Below are 18,986 nucleotides of genomic sequence, written 5' to 3'. Positions count from 1 at the left end.
CACCCCGGCCCATGGCCCGACGCGGCCCCGCCACCGTCTCCGGGGACGGTGGCGGGGCCGTTTGGCGTCAGGCGGGGCGGACGTTGCGGTTGAAGCGGAAGAGGTTCCGCGGGTCATGGACCGCCTTGAGTGCGGCGAGTCGGTCATAGGTGCCGGGCCGGTAGCCGGAGCGGGTCTGGGCCTCGTCGGCGCGCTCGCCGGCACCGTAGAGAAAGGCGAGGCTGTGGCCGAGGACCCGGGGCCCGAGCAGGCCACGCAGCAGGGCGGACACATCGCGGGCCGCCCCGGGCTCGTGGACGACGCGGACGATGAATTCGGCTTCCCGGTGGTCCACCGCGACCCCCGCGGGTCCCGGCTTGCGCAGGGCGCCACCGAGGTGGCGGATGTCCACGACGCAGGGGAACGGCGAGTCCGGTCCGGTTTCGGCGAACAGGGCGTCCAGCGCCTCGGGGGTGAGGTCGTCGACCAGCGCATTGGCGGCGGCGTAGGCATGCGGGAAGTCCGGTTCGCTGTAAATGGTGTGGCACTCGGTGTACGGCAGGACGCGCAACTCGTCCTTGATGCGGTCGCCGACCGCCCGCAGCGGGGCGACAAGGCGTTCCCCCTCCTCGGCCGGGCCGTTGTGGGCGACCTGGACGGAGGCGATGTAGTGGCCGCGCAACTGCGCGGGGAACTGCGGGAGATCGGGGTAGCGGAGCAGGACGAGCGAGGAGGTCAGCTCCTCGGGCACCTCGGCGGTCCAGCGCCGCCAGACCGTCAGCACCTCCTCGGCCAGCGGTGTGTCGAAGACCAGCCGACCGCCGTAGAGCGTGCGCACCGGGACGAGACCCACCTCCAGGGCGGTCACGATGCCGAAGTTGCCGCCGCTGCCCAGCACCGCGCCGAACAGTTCGTCGCCCGCTTCCAGCCGGCGCAGCCGTCCGTCCGCGGTGACGATCTCGACGGCGTGCACATGGTCGGCCGCATAGCCGAACTGCCGGGCCAACAGCCCGAGTCCGCCGCCGAGGGTGTAACCGACGACGCCCACGGACGGCGAGGAGCCGTTGAGCGGCGCCAGGCCGTGGGCGGCGGCCGCCTCGATCAGCGCGCCCGCACGGACCCCGGCACCGACGCGGGCGCGGCGGTTCCCGGGGTCGATCCGCACCTCCGTCATGCGCCGGGTGCTGATGAGCACCCCGTCCCCGGCCGCCACCGACAGTCCGTGCCCGGTCGCCTGCACTGCCACCGGAAGCCCCCGCCCCGCCGCGTACACCACCGCCCTGCGGACGTCCTCGGCGTCGGCCGCGCCGACGACCAGCGCGGGGCGGTGCGTGTAGGCGGTCTGGAAGCCGGAGACCTCCTCGTCGTAACCCGCGTCACCGGGGCGGAAGACGGGGCCGGTGAAGGCCGGTATGTCCGTGGTGTGCTGCGTCGTGTTTCGCATGGATCAAGGATCTTGTGAGCCCGGCCAGAAGTCCAAGACATTGTGTTTCTGGTAGCTAGAATCAACAGTTATGGAACTCCGGCAGCTGCAGTACTTCGTCACCGTGGTGGAGGAGGCCAACTTCACCCGCGCCGCCGCCCGGCTGCATCTGGCCCAGCCGGGGGTGAGCGCCCAGATCCGGCAGCTCGAACGGGAACTCGGCCAGCCGTTGTTGGACCGTTCCGGCCGGTCGGTGACCCCGACGGAGGCGGGCGCAGCGGTGCTGCCGTACGCGCGGGCCGCGCTCGCGGCCACGCTGGGCGTGCGGCAGGCCGTGGACGAACTCACCGGGCTGCTCCGCGGTCAGGTCACGATCGGCCTGGTCTCGGGCGCCGCCGACGACGAGTTCGACGTGGCCTCCGTCCTCGCCGACTTCCACGACGACCACCCGCGGATCGAGATCGCCCTGACCGAGGACACCTCGGAGCGGATGCTCGCCGCGCTGCACCGTGGTGAACTCGACATCGCCATCGTGGGATTGGCCGAGGAGGAGCCCCCGCCGGGCGTCTGTCTGGACATCGTGATCGACGAACCCCTGGTCGCCGTCATGGCTCCGGACGACCCCCTCGTCACACACCCGGACCGGACGAGCGTCCCGCTGGCCGAGCTCTGCGAGCGCCCGTTGATCAGCCTTCCGCCCGGCACCGGCCTGCGCGGGGTGCTGGACCGCGTCTGCGCCGAGGCGGGCCTCAGACCGCGCATCGCCTTCGAGGCGGCCGCCCCCAAGGTCCTGGCGCAGCTCGCCGCCCGCGGCCTGGGGGTGGCCGTGGTCCCGCCGCCCCCGGCCGGGACGGCGTCCGGCTCCGGGCTGCGGACACTGGAGATCACGGATCCGCGGCCCCGCGGCCGGGTCGCCCTGACCTGGCGGCAGAACGGGCCGGCCGGGCCCGCGGCCAAGGCCCTCCTCGGCAGGCTCCGGGCAGCCCTCACCGCACCGGACCGCGCCCTGCCGTGACAACCGCCCGGACACGCCGGAGGCGGGGTGGGTCAGCCCATCTCCTCCAACGCCTTGCCCTTGGTTTCCTTCACGAACTTCAACACGAAGGGGATGGAGAGCACGGCGAAGACCGCGTAGATGATGTACGCACCCGAGAGGTTCCAGTCCGAAAGGCTCGGGAAGCTGGCCGTGATGGCCCAGTTGGCGACCCACTGGGCCGAGGCGGCGACGCCCAGGGCCGCGGCGCGGATGCGGTTGGGGAACATCTCGCCGAGGAAGACCCAGACCACGACGCCCCATGAGAGCGCGAAGAAGAGCACGAACGCATGGGCCGCGACGAGGGCCACCGTGCCCTGGGCGGTCGGCAGGGTGCCGCCCGAGGTCTTGGAGGCAAAGGCCCATGCCTCGAGGGCGAGGGACACGGCCATGCCCACGGAGCCCACGAGGGCGAGCGGCTTGCGGCCGACACGGTCGACGAGGACCATCGCGATCACGGTGCCGACGATGTTGATGATCGATGTGGTGAAGCTGTAGAAGAACGAACTCTCGGGGTTGATGCCCACCGACTGCCACAGCGTCGAGGAGTAGTAGAACGCGACATTGATGCCGACGAACTGCTGGAAGACCGAGAGGCCGATGCCGATCCAGACGATCGGGAGGAGGCCGGAGCGACCGCCGAGGAGGTCCTTGAACGTGGACCTCTCCTCGCTGTGCATCGCGTGCTCGATCTCCGCGACACGGGCGTCGAGGTCGGTGTCCTTGCCCTCGACCTCCGCCAGCACGGCCTTCGCCTTGTCGATCCTGTTGGCGGAGATCAGGAAGCGGGGGGACTCGGGGATGGCGAAGGAGAGCAGGCCGTAGAGGACGGCCGGGACCACCATGACGCCGAGCATGAGCTGCCAGGCCTCGATGCCCAGGAGCTTGCCGCGCTGATCGCCGCCCGCGGCGTTGAGGATGCCCCAGTTGACCAGCTGCGAGATGGCGATGCCGACGACGATCGCGGCCTGCTGGAAGGAGCCGAGGCGGCCGCGGTAGGCAGGCGGCGAGACCTCGGCGATATAGGCGGGGCCGATGACCGAGGCCATGCCGATGGCGATACCGCCGAGGACGCGCCACAGGGCGAGGTCCCACAGCGCGAAGGGCAGCGCCGAGCCCACCGCGCTGATGGTGAAGAGGGTGGCGGAGATCTGCATCACCCGGATCCGGCCGATCCGGTCGGCGATCCGGCCGGCGGTGGCCGCGCCGATCGCGCAGCCGATCAGCGCGATGGCGATGACCTGGGCCAGGGCGGCCGAACCGATGTCGTACTTCCCGCGGATGCCCTCGACCGCGCCGTTGATCACGGAGCTGTCGTAGCCGAAGAGGAAGCCACCCATGGCCGCGGCCGCGGTGATGAAGATGACGTGGCCGAGGTGGTCCGGCTGGGCCTTGCGGCCCTCGGCCCCCTGCGCCATCGCAGTGCTGGTCAACGTGTACTCCTGGGTCCCGGCGGCACTGCCGGGAGGTGGGGGGTGGCCTTTCCGGTGGGGCACAAGATCCAACCAGCCACCACTTGAAGACATAAGCGACGCAGCAGACCCTATGTCTTCATTTTCCTAAGTCAATAGATGGTGATGAAGAACTCTTCCTGACCTTCCAGACAGGTTGGCTTCAACAGTTGAAGAGATGGTTAGCGAAGTCGCTGGCTGATCACCTTGGAGACGCCATCGCCCTGCATGGAGACGCCGTACAGGGCGTCCGCTACCTCCATCGTCCGCTTCTGGTGGGTGATCACGATCAGCTGGGAGCTCTCCTGGAGCTCCCTCATGATCCCGATCAGCCGCTGGAGGTTGGTGTCGTCCAGCGCCGCCTCGACTTCGTCCATCACATAGAACGGGCTGGGCCGCGCCTTGAAGATGGCCACCAGGAGGGCCACGGCGGTCAGCGAGCGCTCACCGCCGGACAGCAGCGACAGCCGTTTGACCTTCTTGCCCGGCGGCCGGGCCTCCACATCGACGCCGGTGGCCAGCATGTCCTCGGGGTCCGTGAGGACCAGCCGCCCCTCCCCGCCGGGGAACAGCCGCGAGAACACGCCCTCGAACTCCCGGGCCGTGTCCCGGTAGGCCTCGGTGAAGACCTCCTCGACCCGCTTGTCGACGTCCTTGACCACCTGCAGCAGATCGGTCCGGGTCTTCTTCAGGTCCTCGAGCTGCTCGGAGAGGAACCGGTGCCGCTCCTCCAGCGCCGCGAACTCCTCCAGCGCCAGCGGGTTGACCTTGCCGAGCTGCTGGTACGCCCGCTCCGCGGCCTTCAGCCGCTTCTCCTGCTCGGCCCGCACATATGGCACCGGCTGGTTCCTCGGGTGCTCCGGGTCGTCCGGCAGCTCCTCGTCCTCCGCCGGGGGCGACGGCGGTACGGGCCGGTCCGGCCCGTACTCCTCGGCCAGGGCCGCCGGTTCGACGCCGAACTCCTCCAGGGCCCTGGCCTCCAACTGCTCGATGCGCAGGCGCTTCTCCGCACCCAGCACCTCGCCCCGGTGCACCGAGTCGGTCAGCTTGTCCAGCTCCGACTTGAGCTCGCGGGCCCGGTTGCGCCCCTCCATGAGCTCGCGCTCCCGCTCGCCCTTCGCCGCCTCGGCAGCCTGCCGCTCCTCATCGGCCCGTACCAGCGACACCTCGACATGGGCGAGCAGTTGCCGGGCACCGGCCGCGACGGCCGAGGCGACCCGGGTCTCATGGTGCAGCCGCGCACGGCGCTGTTCGGCGCGCGCCCGCGCCTCCCGCTCCGCGCGCGCCGCCCGGTCCAGCCCATCCGCCCGTCCCGCCAGGCCCTTGACCCGCTCCTCATGGGTACGGACCGCCAGGCGCGCCTCCATTTCGGTCTGCCGCGCATTGGCCCCGTCGGCCGCGAGCCGGTCGCGTACCGAGGTATCCGGTTCGTCCGTGCCCTCCTCGTCCGCCAGCGACTCGGCGACTGCCAGCCGCTCGGCCAGCTCCTCGGCCTCCTCTGTGGCCCGGGCCAGCGCCTCCTCGGCCCGGGCGGCGGCGGCCGCCGTCCGCTCGGCCTCGCCCGCCGCCGCCCGGGCCTGTCCGGCGAGCCGCCCGAGGGCCTGGGCGAGCTGGGACTTCTCCCGGTCGGCCGAGCTGCGCAGCGCCGCCAGCTCCTCGACCAGCGCGGCACACCGGGTGCGCCGCACCTCGGCCGAGCGCTGCCCAGCGGTCAACCCGGCGCAGCGACCATCGAGTTCGGCCAGCTCCGCGGCGGCCTCGTCGACGGCGGCCCGCACCTCCAGCAGGCTCGGCGCCCCACCGGATCCGCCCTGCGCGATATGCGCGCCGAGCAGGTCGCCCTCGGCGGTGACGGCGGTCAGCTCCGGGTGCGAGGCGATCAGCTCCTCGGCCTCCTCCAGGGTGTCCACGACCGCGACATCGCGCAGCAGCCGGTGTACGGCGGGCAGCAACTCCGGTGGGGCATCGATGAGTTCGGCCGCCGCGCGACGACCGGCCGGGGGGTCGGTGCGGGGCTCGGGGGCCCCGCCGAGCAGCAGCACGGCCCGGCCCGCGTCCTCCTTCTTCAGCAGCCGCAGCGCCTCGGCCGCGGCGGGCAGCCCGGTGACGGCGACGCCGTCCGCCGCCGCGCCCAGTGCGGCGGCAAGGGGAAGCTCGTATCCCGGTGCCACGGAAAGGAGTTCGGCAGCCGGGCCCAGCAGTCCGGACAATCGTTCCTTCGCCGACAGCAGCGCGCCCGTGCCGTCCTTGCGGCGCAGCCCGAGGGCCAGTGCGTCATGCCGGGCGGTGATCGCGGCCCGTTGGCGCTCGGCGGTGGTCGCGGCCTCCCGGGCGGCGGTCAACCCGGCCTCGGCCTCGGCGAGTTCCTGCTTGGCACGGTCCTGGCGGCCGGTCAGCTCGAGGTCCCCGGCGTCGGCGCCGTCGGTCTCGGCCTGCTGCCGCTCGTACTCCGCCTGTGCGGTGGCGGCCCGCTCCCGTGCCTCGTCGCGGGCGGCCACCAGCCGGCCGATCTCGGCCTCGGCGGACGCCACCCGGCCGCGGGCCGTGGTGACCCGGCCGTGCAGCCGGGCCAGCTGCTCGCGGCGGTCCGCACCGGCCCGGGCCGCGTCCCGCAGCCGGCGTTCCTCGTCGGCCAACCGCTGTTCGAGCTCGGCACGGTGCTGTGCGGTGTCCTCCAGGGCCCGGCCCGCCGCCTCCAGGGCGGCCGCCAGCTCCGCCTCCTGCTCCCGGATGCGGGCCGCCTCGCGCTCGAGGTCCTCGGGGTCACGGCCGCGCCGTTCCTCGGTGGGGGCCGTGCTCGCGCTGGTGACGCGGGCATCGGCGAGGCCGATCGTGCCGCGCACCCGCTCAGCGAGCCGGGACAGTTCGTACCAGGTCTGCTGGGCCGCCGCCAGGCGCGGGGTGAGCTCCCCGACCTGCTCCTCCAGTGCCGCCTCGCGCTGTGCCGCGGCGCACAGCTCGGCCTCGGCGGCCTCCTTGCGGCCCTTGAGCGCGGCCTCGTCCGCGACCTCGGCGCGCAGCGCCTCGCGCAGGGTCACCAGGTCGTCGGCGAGCAGCCGCAGCCGGGCGTCGCGCAGGTCGGCCTGGATGACGGCGGCCCGCCGGGCGACCGCGGCCTGCCGCCCCAGCGGCTTGAGCTGGCGCCGCAGCTCATCGGTGAGGTCCTGGACCCGGGCGAGGTTGGCGCGCATCGCGTCCAGCTTGCGCAGCGCCTTCTCCTTGCGCTTGCGGTGCTTGAGGACGCCCGCCGCCTCCTCGATGAAGGCGCGGCGGCCCTGCGGGTCGGCGTGCAGGACGGAGTCGAGCTGGCCCTGGCCGACGATGACATGCATTTCCCGGCCGATGCCGGAGTCGGAGAGGAGTTCCTGGATGTCCAGGAGGCGGCAGGTGTCGCCGTTGAGCTGGTACTCGCTGCCGCCGTTGCGGAACATGATCCGCGTGATGGTCACTTCGGCGTAGTCGATGGGGAGCGCGCCGTCGGAGTTGTCGATGGTCAGCGAGACCTCGGCGCGGCCCAGTGGGGGACGGCCGGTCGTCCCGGCGAAGATGACGTCCTCCATCTTGCCGCCGCGCAGCGACTTGGCGCCCTGCTCGCCCATGACCCAGGACAGGGCATCCACCACATTGGACTTGCCCGAGCCATTGGGGCCCACGACACAGGTGATGCCGGGTTCGAAGCGCAGGGTCGTGGCCGAGGCGAAGGACTTGAAGCCGCGCAGGGTCAGACTCTTGAGGTGCACGCGGAAGGACTCTACCGTTCATCTCGGTTTCGTCCTGGAAGGTGCAGGGCACATGATGCGGTGTGGGGTGGGGGCGGAAACATCCGGAAATGACGAAGGGACGCCGAAGCGTCCCTTTGCAGACTCTCTGAGCGGCTGACGGGGCAGCCTGGCCGGGCCCCCGGGGTGGGGCGCGCGGTCAGGCGAGCGCAGGCTCCGCCTGGGGTACGTCGATGCTGTCGAGCAGCGAGTCACCGCGGTGAGCGGCGGCAGACAGCGCGTCGTTCTCGGCCTGCATCCGGATGAGCTCGGATTCCAGGTCCTGGACTCGCTGCTGAAGCCGTCGCATCTCGGAGAGGACTCGGGGGTCGGAGCCGCCGACGTAACCGAGAAGCGCCTTTGCCATGATGGATGGTCCTCCACACTGAGTGACCGACCGAAGCGGTGTGGGTCGTGAGGGATTCGCACCCGCGGTGTCTGCCATCACTACTGCGGTGTTTCAATGCCAAACAGCTAAGGTGCGCGGGGCTTCCAGAGTCTCACCAAAAGGTTTGACGGTCAACACGATCACACCCCGTATCGACCGGCGTCCCGGGGGTGTGCGGCGGCGAAATGCGCGGCGCTTTCCTCGTCCGGGACCGGGGGGCGTGGAGATCATCCGTTGAGAGGCAGCCTTGCATGGCGGGGCCGTCTTGGCAACCATCAGGCGATTTCCCCGGTTCACACATGCCGAAGGCATATGACGAGCCCTTCTCCGGGGGATTCCCTTTTCCCTGCCGCACGGTCAGCGGATCTCGAACCCGTTGTATCCGCCGCGCGGTGTGTCCCAGATCTCGGTGACCCCGTCCACGCGGCCGGGCGTATCTCCCGCACGCAGCCAGTCGAGCAATTGTTCGCACCCGGTGCGCGGTCCCTCGGCGACGACCTGCACCCGTCCGTCCGCGAGGTTCGACGCGAACCCGGTCAGATCCCCGATGCGCATTGCGTTCTCCCGGGCGAACCATCGAAAACCAACACCCTGCACTTGGCCACGAACCCAGGCAGTAAGACGAACATTCTCGTTCATGTCTGCACGCTAACCGGCCAATTAGATAAGCAGCACTTCGGCCCCGCACTGCATGCCGTACAGTCCCGGGTCGAAAAGACTCCCCCGTACGAGTGACGCACTTTGACGCCGAGCACAGCCGAGCACAAAGGAAGGCAGCGGATGGGTCGTCATCGACGCTCTGCCTCTGTGACCTCAGACAAAGCGGCAGCGAGTCCCCGGGCTCCCCTGACGAGCGAGACGGCCGGGCACGTCGACCCGGACGAAGCACCCACCGTACCCATCCCCATCGCCTCCCCCTCCCGCCCGGTCGGCGCGGGGCGGCACCGAAGCCCGCACCGGCCCGGGCCGAAGGCGGCCAGGCCCGGCAAGACGGCCAAGGCGAAGACCCCGGCGCGGGCCGGGCTGTTCGGCGCCTCCGCCGCGGTGGCCATGGGCGCGGTCGCCATGGTCTCCGGCCTGCTGCCGGGCAATCCACTGGCGGTCGGCGGCGACACCGGGAGCGGGCACAGCGGCGGCACCAGCGGACAGGTGCGCGCCGACGCGCCCCTGGACACCCCGGTGGGCACCCCGCCCGACACCCGGTCCGAATCACCACCGCCGCCGGCACGGCACACCGGACCGACCGTCCCGGCCCAGCGCCCGGAGGTCCCCGCGAGCCGGACGTACGGCCGTACCCCCTCGCCCACCCCCTCCGCGCACTCCGCGGCGGCGCCCGTTCCGGCCGCCCCGGTGGCGCACCGGCCGGCCGCCGCCGGCATCACCCCGCACGGCACCCCCAACGCCGGGCCGCGCCCGGCCCGTACGCCCGTGGCGGCGCCCTCCTCCGGGCTTCCCTCGGACGTCTCCGCCGAGGTCTCCGCGACGGAGACGGCGGAGGTGCGGGCGCCCGAGCAGCCGGCCGCCGATGTCCATGCCTCGGTCGCGAGCCAGGTCGTCGCCCTGGTCAACGCGGAGCGGGCGAAGGTCGGTTGCCGCCCGTTGCACGTCGACCACCGGCTCGGCACCCTCGCGCAGTCCTTCAGCGACGACATGGCCCGGCGGGGCTTCTTCGACCACACCGACCCGGACGGCAAGTCGCCGTGGGACCGGGCCGCCAGGCGCGGCATCAGGAACCTCGGCGGCGAGAACATCGCCCGCGGCCACCCGGACGCGCACACGGTGATGGATGCCTGGATGCGCAGCGCGGGCCATCGGCAGAACATCCTCAACTGCGAGTACCGGACCCTTGGCGTCGGCGTGCACCGGGGCCCGGGCGGGCCCTGGTGGACCCAGGACTTCGGCTACTGACCCCGGCCGTTGCCCGCCGGAGGCCGGCCGGCGGGCAACGGCCCATGGGGGGCGGGACGCGGGTCAGGCGGCGACGCGGCCGGCGACGAAGATCTTCGTCTGCTCGGCGACCCGGCGGCCGAGGTGCACGGCGGTCTCGATGTCGGCCTTGTGCACTCCCTCGGGGCCCTGGTCGTTGTTGCTCTGGGCGCCGGCCCCCATGAAGAACCCGAGGCGGTTGATGTCCTGCTCGGACGCCGTCGAGTTGTTCCAGCCCGGGTGCAGTCCGAGGCTGACCCAGTGCATGCCGTGCTGGGCGGCGAGGATGGTGAAGAACTGCAGGGTGTGCAGCTTGTCGCCGCTCTTGGAGCCGGAGTTGGTGAAACCGGCGGCGATCTTGTTCTGCCAGGCGTTGGCGAACCAGCGCTTGGAGGATGCCTCCGCGAAGGCATGGAAGGCGCCGGAGGCGGTGCCCATGTAGGTGGGCGAGCCGAAGACGATCGCATCGGAGGCGTCGAGCAGCTCCCACTGTTCCTCGGTGATCTCGTCGACCTTGATCAGCTGGACGGTCGCTCCGGCCTCGACCGCCCCGGTGCGGACGGCCTCGGCGAGAACGGTGGTGTGGCCGAAGCCGGAGTGGTAGGCGATGGAGATGACAGGCGTCGTCATGACAGAAGCTCCTCGGGGGAATCACGGGGGGGAATCCGATGAGGAAAGGTAAGCACTAACTTTTGGTTAGCGCAACCTAGGAGTGAGCGCTTTACCGGAGTATGGTGATCGCATGACGACCGACGGCACCGCCAGGCAGGCCAGCGGCAGCTGCAATGACGCGCTGGCCTTCGACGTCTTCTCCCGGGACTGCCCCTCGCGCGAAACGCTGGGCGATGTCACCGGGCGCTGGGGCAGCCTGACCCTGGGCGCGCTGCGCGAGAACACGCTGCGCTTCAACGAGCTGCGCCGCCGCGTCGAGGGCGTCAGCGAGAAGATGCTGTCCCAGACTCTGCACGCACTGGAACGCGACGGGCTGGTCCACCGCGAGGCCCAGCCGACCAATCCCCCGCGCGTGGACTACCGGCTCACCCCGCTGGGAGAGGAGGTGGCCGAGCGGCTGATGGGGCTGATCGAGCTCGTGGAGTCCCGAATGCCCGAGGTCACCGCGGCCCGGCGGGCATACGATGCCGGGCGGGCGTAACACTCAGCCGCGCGGCGGGCGTTGGCAGCGCGGGCAGAAGTAGCTGGAGCGGTTCATCCACGGACGCCGGCGCATGGGGGTGCCACAACGGCGGCAGGGCTGGTCCTCGCGCCCATAGGCGTCCAACGACCGGTCGAAATAGCCGGATTCGCCGTTCACATTGACATAGAGGCTGTCAAAGCTGGTGCCGCCCACCGCCAGGGCCTCGTTCATGACCTCACGGATGTGGGTCAGCAGTTCGGCGGTGCGCGGCCGGGTCAGGGTCGCGGTCGGCCGGTCGTAGTGCAGCCGGGAGCGCCACAGCGCCTCATCGGCATAGATGTTGCCGACCCCGCTGATCAGCGACTGGTCGAGCAGGGCGCGTTTGACGGTGGTACGGCGACGGCGCAGCGCGGCATGGAACGCCTCGTCGTCGAAAGCGGTGTCCAGCGGATCGCGTGCGATGTGCGCGATGACATCCGGGAGCCCTTCGGGGTCCGTGTCGTGCAGCGAGAGCCCGCCGAAGGTGCGCTGGTCGACGAAGCGCAGTTCGGTGCCCGCAGGGTCGGCGAACCGGACGCGCACCCGCAGGTGCTTCTCGTCGGGGGCGTCCGGTGGCCGGACCAGCAGTTGGCCGCTCATCCCGAGGTGGGCGAGCACGGCCTGGGGCCGGTCGCCCAGGGGCAGCCAGAGGTATTTGCCCCGCCGCCGGGCGGCGCCCAGCGGATGGCCGGTCAGCTGGGCGGCGAAGTCCTCCGCCCCGGCCTCATGGCGGCGGACCGCCCGGGGGTGCAGGACCTGCACCTCGGCGACCGTGCGCCCGCAGACCCAGCGCTCCAGTCCGCGCCGTACGACCTCGACCTCGGGCAGCTCGGGCACGGATCTCCTTCGGAAAGGCCCTGGGAAAGCGGCGGGAAAACCTTCGGCCCGCGACGCCGGAGGGCGCCGCGGGCCGAAGGGTGGCTCAGAGCGAAGCGTCGTCGGGCTTGTCGTCCGACTGCCCGTCCCCGGCGCGCGCCTCGGCGGCACCGTGGATGGCACGCCAGGCGGACTCCGCCGCCTGCTGCTCCGCTTCCTTCTTGCTGCGGCCGGTGCCGGTGCCGTACGCGACACCACCGACGCGGGCAGCAGCCGTGAAGGTCTTCTCGTGGTCGGGCCCGGTCTCGGTGACGAGATACTCCGGCACGCCCAGCCCCTCGGTGGCCGTGAGCTCCTGGAGGCTGGTCTTCCAGTCCAGGCCGGCGCCGAGGTTCGAGGACTTCTCGATCAGCGGATCGAAGAGCCTGTGCACCAGTTCGGCGGCGGCGTCCAGACCCTGGTCGAGGTAGACCGCGCCGATCACCGCTTCCAGGGTGTCCGCGAGGATGGATGCCTTGTCCCGGCCGCCCGTGCCCTCTTCACCGCGGCCGAGCCGGATGAAGGCGCCGAGGTCCAGGCCACGGCTGACCTCCGCCAGCGCCCGGGAGTTGACCACCGCGGCCCGCAGCTTGGCCAGCTGGCCCTCGGGCAGGTCCGGGTGGATGCGGTACAGCGTGTCCGTGACCACCAGGCCGAGCACCGAGTCCCCGAGGAACTCCAGCCGCTCGTTGGTGGGCAGGCCGCCGTTCTCGTACGCGTAGGAACGGTGGGTCAGCGCACGCACCAGAAGGGCGGTCTCGAGTTCATACCCGAGCCGCCCTTCCAGAAGCGCGTGAGACGAGGCCGTGTCCGCCTGTGGCACCGGTCCGGAGCCATCCCCGCGTTTGCGGGACGAGGTAGTGGCGTCTGACATAAAGCCTGTCACCCGCCGATCAGACCTCGAGGACCTGGCGCTTGTTGTAGGTGCCGCAGCTGGGGCACGCGATGTGCTGCTGCTTCGGCTCGTGGCAGCGCTCGCACGCCACCAGGGTGGGGACCGCAGCCTTCCACTGCGACCGGCGGTGGCGCGTGTTGCTGCGCGACATCTTCCGCTTCGGAACAGCCACGGCTACTTCTCCTGTGAGTCATCCCCGTCGGAACGGGGTGCGTTGTCCATCTCGCCGTCCTGGCCGGATCCGGCGAGTCCCTGCAGTGCCGCCCAACGAATGTCGACGGTCTCGTGATGGTGGTCCGGTTCGTCCGCCAGCCGCGCTCCGCACTCGGAGCACAGGCCGGGACAGTCTTCCCGGCACACCGGCTGCAGCGGCAGTGCGAGCACCACCGCATCGCGCAGCACGGGCTCGAGGTCGAACAGGTCGCCCTCGAGGAAGAGCATGTCCTCCTCTTCCTCGGCGTCGTCGCCGGGCTCCGCCTTGGGGCGGCTCCGGTCGTCGGCGTCGGGGTAGGAGAACATCTCCTGGAAGTCCGCGTCGAGCTCTCGCTCCAGCGGCTCCAGACACCTTACGCACTCCCCTGCCAGCGGTGCACGGGCGGTGCCTGTGACAAGCACCCCTTCCATGACCGACTCAAGGCGGAGGTCGAGCTCCACCGTCGCGCCCTCGGCGACCCCGATGCCGAGGTCGGTCGGGGCCGGGACGGAGCGGGAAACCCTCTTCAGCGCACCGGGACGCCGCCCCAGCTCGTGTGTGTCGAACACAAGAGGGGAACGGTGATCAAGGCGGGCGTTCAGGGCTTCCTGCTTTCTACGCTGCGGTGACGGCTGCCGCCATGGCGATCGATGGTGATACACCGTGGGCAGCCTGGATCGCGGTCGTGCACGCGACCGAACAGCCAGGATACTGGACGGCCCGCTGTGGGCCCAATCCGCGTCGGCCGGGTCAGCGTCCCTGCTCGTAGCGGCGGAGCTGGTTGAGGTCGATCATGCTCGTGTCGAACAGGCTGGTCTCGTCGAGCGCACCGCCCGGCTGGGGCTGCGGCTGCGGCTGCGGCTGCTGGTACGCGCCGCCGTCCGCGCCCTGGCCCGGCCCGGTGTTCTGCACCGGCCAGGCATAGGGATCCGGCTGCTGGTAGCCGCCCTGGGCGGCGTAGGGGTCCGGCTGCTGCGCATAGTGCGGCTGGTAGCCGTACGCCTCCTGGGGCTGGTAGCCGGCGGCGGGCACGGCGTACTCGGGGTACTCGGGGTAGCCGGGCTGGGCCGGCGGCTGCGCGGCCGGTTCGCCGGGGGCGGCCAGGTGGGCGAGGAAGTCCGCGTCGCTGGGGCCGTGGCCCGCGGCGAGGTCGTCCTGGGCCGCCAGGTGGGCGCCCAGCTCGTCGATCGGCCGGGCTCCCTGCAGCTTCTGACGGCCCCGGCCGACCGCCTCGAGGGTCTTGGCCAGCACGGCCGAGACCGCGCCGAGCCTGGCGTCCACATAGGCGTCGGCGTTGTGGCGCTGGGTGCCGGGATCGGTGCTGCGCTCGGGCACCTCGGCGTCCTCGGGGTCCTGGTAGCCGTCGCCCCTGCCGAGCAGCTTCTCCCGGCCGCGGTCGACGGAGCCGATGGTCTTGGTCAGGACGACCTCGAAGTTGGCGAGCTTGCTGTCGACATAGTCGTCGGCCTGGGCGCGGATCTCCTCGGCCTCCCGGCCGGCCTCGGCCAGGATCCGGTCGGCCTCCTCCCGGGACTCCCGGGCGACCTCGGTGTCGGAGATCAGCGAACCCCGGTGGGCGCGCGCGGACTCCAGGATCCGCTCGGCCTCCTCCTGGGCCTCGGCGACCAGCTGCTCCCGGTCGCCGATGAGCTCCTGCGCCCGGGCCAGCGAACCGGGCAGAGCGGCCCGCAGCTCTTCCAGCAGGGCGAGCAGCTCGGCCCGGTTGACGACGCAGGAGGCCGACATGGGCATGGAACGGGCACCGGCGACGGCCGTGACGATCTCGTCGAGCTTCTTCTGCACGTCCACCTTGGCGACCGTCGCTTTCTTGGCTGGTACGAACGGGACGACTGTACGGCCAGCGGCCCCGGCCTGACACCAACTGACGACTTGTCAGATCATCAGGAGTGCGCGAGCCGCTCGGTGAGTGCCTCCAGCACCACCGGCGGCAGCAGGTGGGAGACATCGCCGCCCCAGGCCGCGACCTCCTTGACCAGGCTGGACGACAGGAAGCTATAGGTGGGGTTGGTCGGTATGAACAGCGTCTCCACGCCCGAGAGGCCGTTGTTCATCTGGGCCATCTGCAGTTCGTAGTCGAAGTCGCTGACGGCCCGCAGGCCCTTGACGATGGCGGCGATGTCACGGTCCCGGCAGAAGTCGACCAGCAGTCCATGGTGCGACTCCACCTGTACGTTGCCGTACTCGGCGGTGACCTGGCGCAACAGTTCTATCCGCTCTTCGACCGTGAACAAGCCCTGCTTGGACTTGTTGATCATCACGGCGACGTGTACGACGTCGTACAGCTTCGCGGCGCGGGCGATGATGTCGAGGTGTCCATTGGTGACGGGGTCGAACGACCCCGGACAGACGGCGCGGCGCAACAACGGTGGTTCCTCGCTCTCCGGTCCATTCATGGCGTGCCCTGAGCCGGGTCGGCCGTGCACGCCGAGGCGGCGCGACCGTACCAAAGCGTCCCCTCGCCGTAGCGACGGGCCCTCAGCGCCGCGAAACCCTCCGGCCAGCGGAATTCCCCGCCTCGGGTGCTGCGCTCCACGGTGATCAGCGCACCCTCGGCCAGCCAGTGATGGGTGCGGAGTGTGAGCAGGATCTCCCGCAGTTCCTGATCTGTCACGGCATAGGGCGGGTCGAGGAAGACCACGTCATAGGGGGCGCCGGGGGCGGGGGCCGACGCGATCTGCTCCGCCTTGCCCGTCCGTACCTCGGCACCCGGCAGCCCGATCGCACGGACGTTCTCCCGGATGACCCGGACCGCGCGGGCGTCGGCCTCCACCAGCAGCACATGGTCCGCGCCGCGGGAGAGCGCCTCCAGGCCGACCGCGCCGGAGCCGCCGTACAGATCGGCCACCCGCAGGCCCTGCAGGGTGCCGAGCAGGGACACCCAGGTGGAGAAGAGGCCCTCCCGCGCCCGGTCGGAGGTCGGGCGGGTGCCGGTGCCGGGCGGCACGGCCAGGCGGCGTCCGCCGGCGGCTCCGGCGATCACGCGGGTCATGGGCTCTCGGTCCTTCGGAGTGGCGGCGGCGGGGCGGCGGCGAACGGGCCGCCGCACCCTCAGCCTATGCGGCTCCGCCGCTGGTCACCCCTTGTCGAGGTAGCGCTCCCGCTCCGCGTCCAGCAGCGCGTCCAGCGCCGTGCGCAGCTCGGGGAGCCGGGCCAGCCCGGGGTCGGCCGCGACGATCGCCGAGGCCTCCTCCCGGGCCGCCGCGATGACCTCCTCGTCGTCGATGACGGTGAGCATGCGCAGCGAGGAGCGGACGCCGGACTGCGCCTGGCCGAGCACATCGCCCTCGCGGCGCTGCTCGAGGTCGATGCGGGACAGCTCGAAGCCGTCCAGCGTGCCGGCCACGGCGGCCAGCCGGGCCCGCGCGGGGCCGGCCTCCGGCATCTCGCTGACCAGCAGGCACAGCCCGGCCGCCGAGCCACGGCCGACCCGGCCGCGCAGCTGGTGCAGCTGGGAGACGCCGAACCGGTCCGCGTCCATGATCACCATGGCGGTGGCATTGGGCACGTTCACGCCCACCTCGATCACGGTGGTGGCGACCAGGACGTCCACCTCGCCGACCGCGAAGCGGCGCATCACGTCGTCCTTCGCCTCGGGCTGCAGGCGGCCGTGCAGGACCTCGATGCGCAGCCCGGCCAGCGGGCCCCCGGTGAGCTGCTCGGCGATCTCCAGGACCGCGAGCGGCGGGCGCTTCTCGATGGCGTCCTCGACGGACTCCGCGGACTTCTTCCCCGGCTCGTCCTGCTCGTCGCCGATGCGCGGGCACACTACATACGCCTGGTGCCCGGCCTCGACCTCCTCGCGCACCCGCTCCCAGGTGCGGGCCAGGAAGTGCGGCTTGTCCTTGGCGGGCACCACATGGGTGGCGATGGGCGAACGCCCGGCCGGGAGCTGGTCCAGGACGGAGGTGTCCAGATCGCCGAAGACGGTCATGGCGACGGTGCGGGGAATCGGCGTCGCGGTCATCACCAGCAGGTGCGGAGGCTGCTTGCCCCGGGAGCGCAGCGCGTCGCGCTGCTCGACTCCAAAGCGGTGCTGCTCGTCCACCACCACCAGGCCGAGGTCGTGGAACTGCACCTTGTCCTCGATCAGCGCATGGGTGCCGATGACGATCCCGGCCTCGCCGGTGACCAGATCCAGCAGCGCCTGCCGCCGCGCCGCCGTGCCCATCGAGCCGGTGAGCAGCACCACCTTGGTGCCCTGCTCGGCACCGCCCAGCAGGCCGGCCTCGGCCAGCTCGCCCATCATCTCGGTGATCGACCGGTGGTGCTGCTGGGCGAGCACCTCGGTGGGGGCGAGCATCGCGGCCTGGCCGCCCGCGTCGACGACGCCCAGCATGGCGCGCAGGGCGACCAGGGTTTTCCCCGAGCCCACCTCGCCCTGCAGCAGCCGGTGCATGGGGTGCTCGGTGGCCAGGTCGCCGAAGATCTCGGCGGAGACCGTGCGCTGACCCTCGGTCAGGGTGAACGGCAGCCTGGCGTCGAAGGCGTCCAGCAGCCCGCCCTGGACGGGCTTGCGGGCCACCGCCGGCAGCTGCCCCTCCGCATGCCGCCGACGGGCCAGGGCGACCTGGAGGACGAATGCCTCGTCCCACTTCAGCCGGGCCCGGGCGTCCTCGATGTCCGCCTTGGCGCGCGGCCGGTGGACCTTGCGGAAGGCGTCGGCGAGCTCGGCCAGCCCCCGGCCCTCGCGCAGCGCGGGCGGCAGCGGATCGACGATGCCCTGCCAGCCCTCCGCCTCGAAGAGGTCCAGCAGCGTGCCGACGGCCTTGGCGAGCTTCCAGGACTGGAACTGCTTGCACGCCGGGTAGATGGGCAGCAGCCGGCCCGCGAACTCCTCGGCGGCGGCCGCGCCGCCGTCGCGGTCCAGCAGCTCGTAGTCGGGGTGCAGCAGCTGTCTGGTGCGGTTGAAGAGGGACGTCTTCCCGGCGAACATGCCGCGCCGCCCGGGGATCAGCTCCTTCTCCCGCGCATAGGCGCCCCGGCCGAAGAAGACCAGGGTCAGCGAGCCGCTGCCGTCGGTGACCACGACCTCCAGGCGGACGCCCTTGCCATGGTTGAAGGTCTTCATGGCCGCCTTGGCGACCTGGGCGACCACCGTGACGTGCTCGTCGAGCGGCAGATCGGCGAGCCGGGTCAGCTCGCCGCGCTCGGCGTAGCGGCGCGGGTAGTGGTGCAGCAGATCGCCGGCGGTGTGCAGGCCGAGGTGCTCGGCCATCACCTTCGCGGTGTTGCCGCCGAGGATCTTCTTCAGTGGTTCGTTGAGCAGCACAATTGTCTCCAGGGCCGGCGCCGTGGGGCTCCGGCTGGGGGTCTGGGGGTCATCCCCCAGGAATTCGCAGTGTCGAGCGCGGGCACGCCCCTATTGCACACCAGGCCGCTGACAGCCGGGGCTATTCGATGCCGTCTATTCGATGCCGTCTATTCGATGCCGATGAGCAGCGGTGCCGACTGCTGTCCGCCCCGGTAGACCACGGTGTCCACGGCGAGGTGACCGCCGCGTACATGCCGCTCCAGCCGGTCGGCGACCGCGTCCGGGACGTCCGCGCCCAGGACCAGGGTGACCATTTCGCCGCCCGCCGCCAGCATCCGGTCGAGCACGGTCTCGGCGGTCGCGGCCAGCTCCGCGCCGATCACGGCGACGTCCCCGTCGATCAGGCCGAGCACATCCCCGGCCTGGCAGACGCCCGCCATGGTCCAGGACTGCCGCTCGGCGACGGCCAGTTCGGCGTAGCGGGTGGCGCCCGCGGCGGCGGTCATGGCGACGACGTCCTCGTCGAAGCGGCGCCCGGGCTCGTGGACGGCGAGGGCGGCGATGCCCTGCACCGGGGAGCGGGTGGGGATCAGGGCCACCCGTACGCCCTCGGCGCGGGCCTGTTCCGCGGCGGCCGCC

General features: G+C 71.5%; 17 protein-coding genes and 1 pseudogene. 3 read left to right on the top strand and 15 right to left on the bottom strand.

Features of this window, described 5'->3' with window-relative positions; translation table 11 throughout:
* Positions 1 to 67 precede the first annotated feature (67 nt).
* Entirely contained in the window at positions 68 to 1,423 is a 1,356-nt protein-coding gene (locus ABCR83_RS10100) for an FAD-binding oxidoreductase (protein WP_462694545.1), read from the bottom strand.
* Positions 1,424 to 1,493: 70 nt separating this feature from the next.
* Between ABCR83_RS10100 and ABCR83_RS10095 the strand changes: the two genes are divergently transcribed.
* Positions 1,494 to 2,417 carry a LysR family transcriptional regulator gene (locus ABCR83_RS10095; protein WP_462694544.1) on the top strand — a complete coding sequence of 308 codons (924 nt, stop codon included), beginning with the start codon at positions 1,494 to 1,496 and terminating at the stop codon, positions 2,415 to 2,417.
* A 32-nt stretch (positions 2,418 to 2,449) separates the two neighbouring features.
* On the opposite strand, the gene ABCR83_RS10090 is transcribed toward ABCR83_RS10095, so the two are convergent.
* From ABCR83_RS10090 to ABCR83_RS10075, 4 genes are all read right to left on the bottom strand, one after another.
* Positions 2,450 to 3,868, bottom strand: coding sequence for a sugar porter family MFS transporter (locus ABCR83_RS10090; protein ID WP_462694543.1), 1,419 nt, complete (start codon positions 3,866 to 3,868; stop codon positions 2,450 to 2,452).
* Positions 3,869 to 4,068: 200 nt separating this feature from the next.
* Positions 4,069 to 7,626 carry a chromosome segregation protein SMC gene (smc, locus tag ABCR83_RS10085; RefSeq protein WP_462694542.1) on the bottom strand — a complete coding sequence of 1,186 codons (3,558 nt, stop codon included), beginning with the start codon at positions 7,624 to 7,626 and terminating at the stop codon, positions 4,069 to 4,071.
* Positions 7,627 to 7,804: 178 nt separating this feature from the next.
* A complete protein-coding gene (locus ABCR83_RS10080) occupies positions 7,805 to 8,011 on the bottom strand; it encodes a hypothetical protein (RefSeq protein WP_462694541.1) in 207 nt (68 codons plus the stop codon).
* A 378-nt stretch (positions 8,012 to 8,389) separates the two neighbouring features.
* The gene (locus ABCR83_RS10075) at positions 8,390 to 8,671 is read right to left on the bottom strand and encodes an acylphosphatase (RefSeq protein ID WP_462694540.1); all 282 of its coding nucleotides are present in this window, start codon (positions 8,669 to 8,671) and stop codon (positions 8,390 to 8,392) included.
* Between the two features lie 168 nt (positions 8,672 to 8,839).
* On the opposite strand from ABCR83_RS10075, the gene ABCR83_RS10070 reads away from it, so the two are divergent.
* Positions 8,840 to 9,940 carry a CAP domain-containing protein gene (locus ABCR83_RS10070; RefSeq protein WP_462694539.1) on the top strand — a complete coding sequence of 367 codons (1,101 nt, stop codon included), beginning with the start codon at positions 8,840 to 8,842 and terminating at the stop codon, positions 9,938 to 9,940.
* Between the two features lie 63 nt (positions 9,941 to 10,003).
* Here ABCR83_RS10070 and ABCR83_RS10065 read toward each other — a convergent pair whose 3' ends face one another.
* Positions 10,004 to 10,588 carry a flavodoxin family protein gene (locus tag ABCR83_RS10065; RefSeq protein ID WP_462694538.1) on the bottom strand — a complete coding sequence of 195 codons (585 nt, stop codon included), beginning with the start codon at positions 10,586 to 10,588 and terminating at the stop codon, positions 10,004 to 10,006.
* A 112-nt stretch (positions 10,589 to 10,700) separates the two neighbouring features.
* Between ABCR83_RS10065 and ABCR83_RS10060 the strand changes: the two genes are divergently transcribed.
* Positions 10,701 to 11,111, top strand: a complete 411-nt coding sequence (locus ABCR83_RS10060) for a winged helix-turn-helix transcriptional regulator (RefSeq protein WP_462694537.1) — start codon at positions 10,701 to 10,703, stop codon at positions 11,109 to 11,111.
* Between the two features lie 3 nt (positions 11,112 to 11,114).
* On the opposite strand, the gene mutM is transcribed toward ABCR83_RS10060, so the two are convergent.
* The 9 genes and pseudogenes from mutM to ABCR83_RS10015 form a co-directional block, all read right to left on the bottom strand.
* On the bottom strand, positions 11,115 to 11,969 hold the full coding sequence (gene mutM, locus ABCR83_RS10055) for a bifunctional DNA-formamidopyrimidine glycosylase/DNA-(apurinic or apyrimidinic site) lyase (RefSeq protein ID WP_462694536.1): 855 nt from the start codon (positions 11,967 to 11,969) through the stop codon (positions 11,115 to 11,117).
* An 85-nt stretch (positions 11,970 to 12,054) separates the two neighbouring features.
* Positions 12,055 to 12,861, bottom strand: a complete 807-nt coding sequence (gene rnc, locus ABCR83_RS10050; RefSeq protein ID WP_462694535.1) for a ribonuclease III — start codon at positions 12,859 to 12,861, stop codon at positions 12,055 to 12,057.
* Between the two features lie 19 nt (positions 12,862 to 12,880).
* The gene (gene rpmF, locus ABCR83_RS10045) at positions 12,881 to 13,054 is read right to left on the bottom strand and encodes a 50S ribosomal protein L32 (protein ID WP_003951102.1); all 174 of its coding nucleotides are present in this window, start codon (positions 13,052 to 13,054) and stop codon (positions 12,881 to 12,883) included.
* A gap of 2 nt (positions 13,055 to 13,056) precedes the next feature.
* A complete protein-coding gene (locus tag ABCR83_RS10040; protein WP_462694534.1) occupies positions 13,057 to 13,644 on the bottom strand; it encodes a YceD family protein in 588 nt (195 codons plus the stop codon).
* Positions 13,645 to 13,825: 181 nt separating this feature from the next.
* Complete coding sequence (locus ABCR83_RS10035; RefSeq protein WP_462694533.1) at positions 13,826 to 14,884, bottom strand: ATP synthase subunit B family protein; 1,059 nt, start codon at positions 14,882 to 14,884, stop codon at positions 13,826 to 13,828.
* A gap of 92 nt (positions 14,885 to 14,976) precedes the next feature.
* Positions 14,977 to 15,489: a pantetheine-phosphate adenylyltransferase gene (gene coaD / locus ABCR83_RS10030; RefSeq protein ID WP_462694532.1), complete on the bottom strand. Its 513-nt coding sequence runs from the start codon at positions 15,487 to 15,489 to the stop codon at positions 14,977 to 14,979.
* On the bottom strand, positions 15,486 to 16,085 hold the full coding sequence (gene rsmD, locus ABCR83_RS10025; RefSeq protein ID WP_462694531.1) for a 16S rRNA (guanine(966)-N(2))-methyltransferase RsmD: 600 nt from the start codon (positions 16,083 to 16,085) through the stop codon (positions 15,486 to 15,488). Before rsmD ends, coaD begins: the two co-directional genes overlap by 4 nt.
* Positions 16,086 to 16,169: 84 nt before the next feature.
* Positions 16,170 to 18,311 (bottom strand): ATP-dependent DNA helicase RecG, encoded by a 2,142-nt coding sequence (recG, locus tag ABCR83_RS10020; protein WP_462694627.1) that lies wholly within the window; start codon positions 18,309 to 18,311, stop codon positions 16,170 to 16,172.
* A 203-nt stretch (positions 18,312 to 18,514) separates the two neighbouring features.
* Positions 18,515 to 18,986 (bottom strand): annotated as a pseudogene (locus tag ABCR83_RS10015) (DAK2 domain-containing protein); the annotation flags it as partial.

Source organism: Streptomyces xingningensis (genome assembly GCF_054957865.1).
Note: the sequence above shows the minus strand (reverse complement) of the source record. Positions and strands in the feature narration are given on the sequence as shown.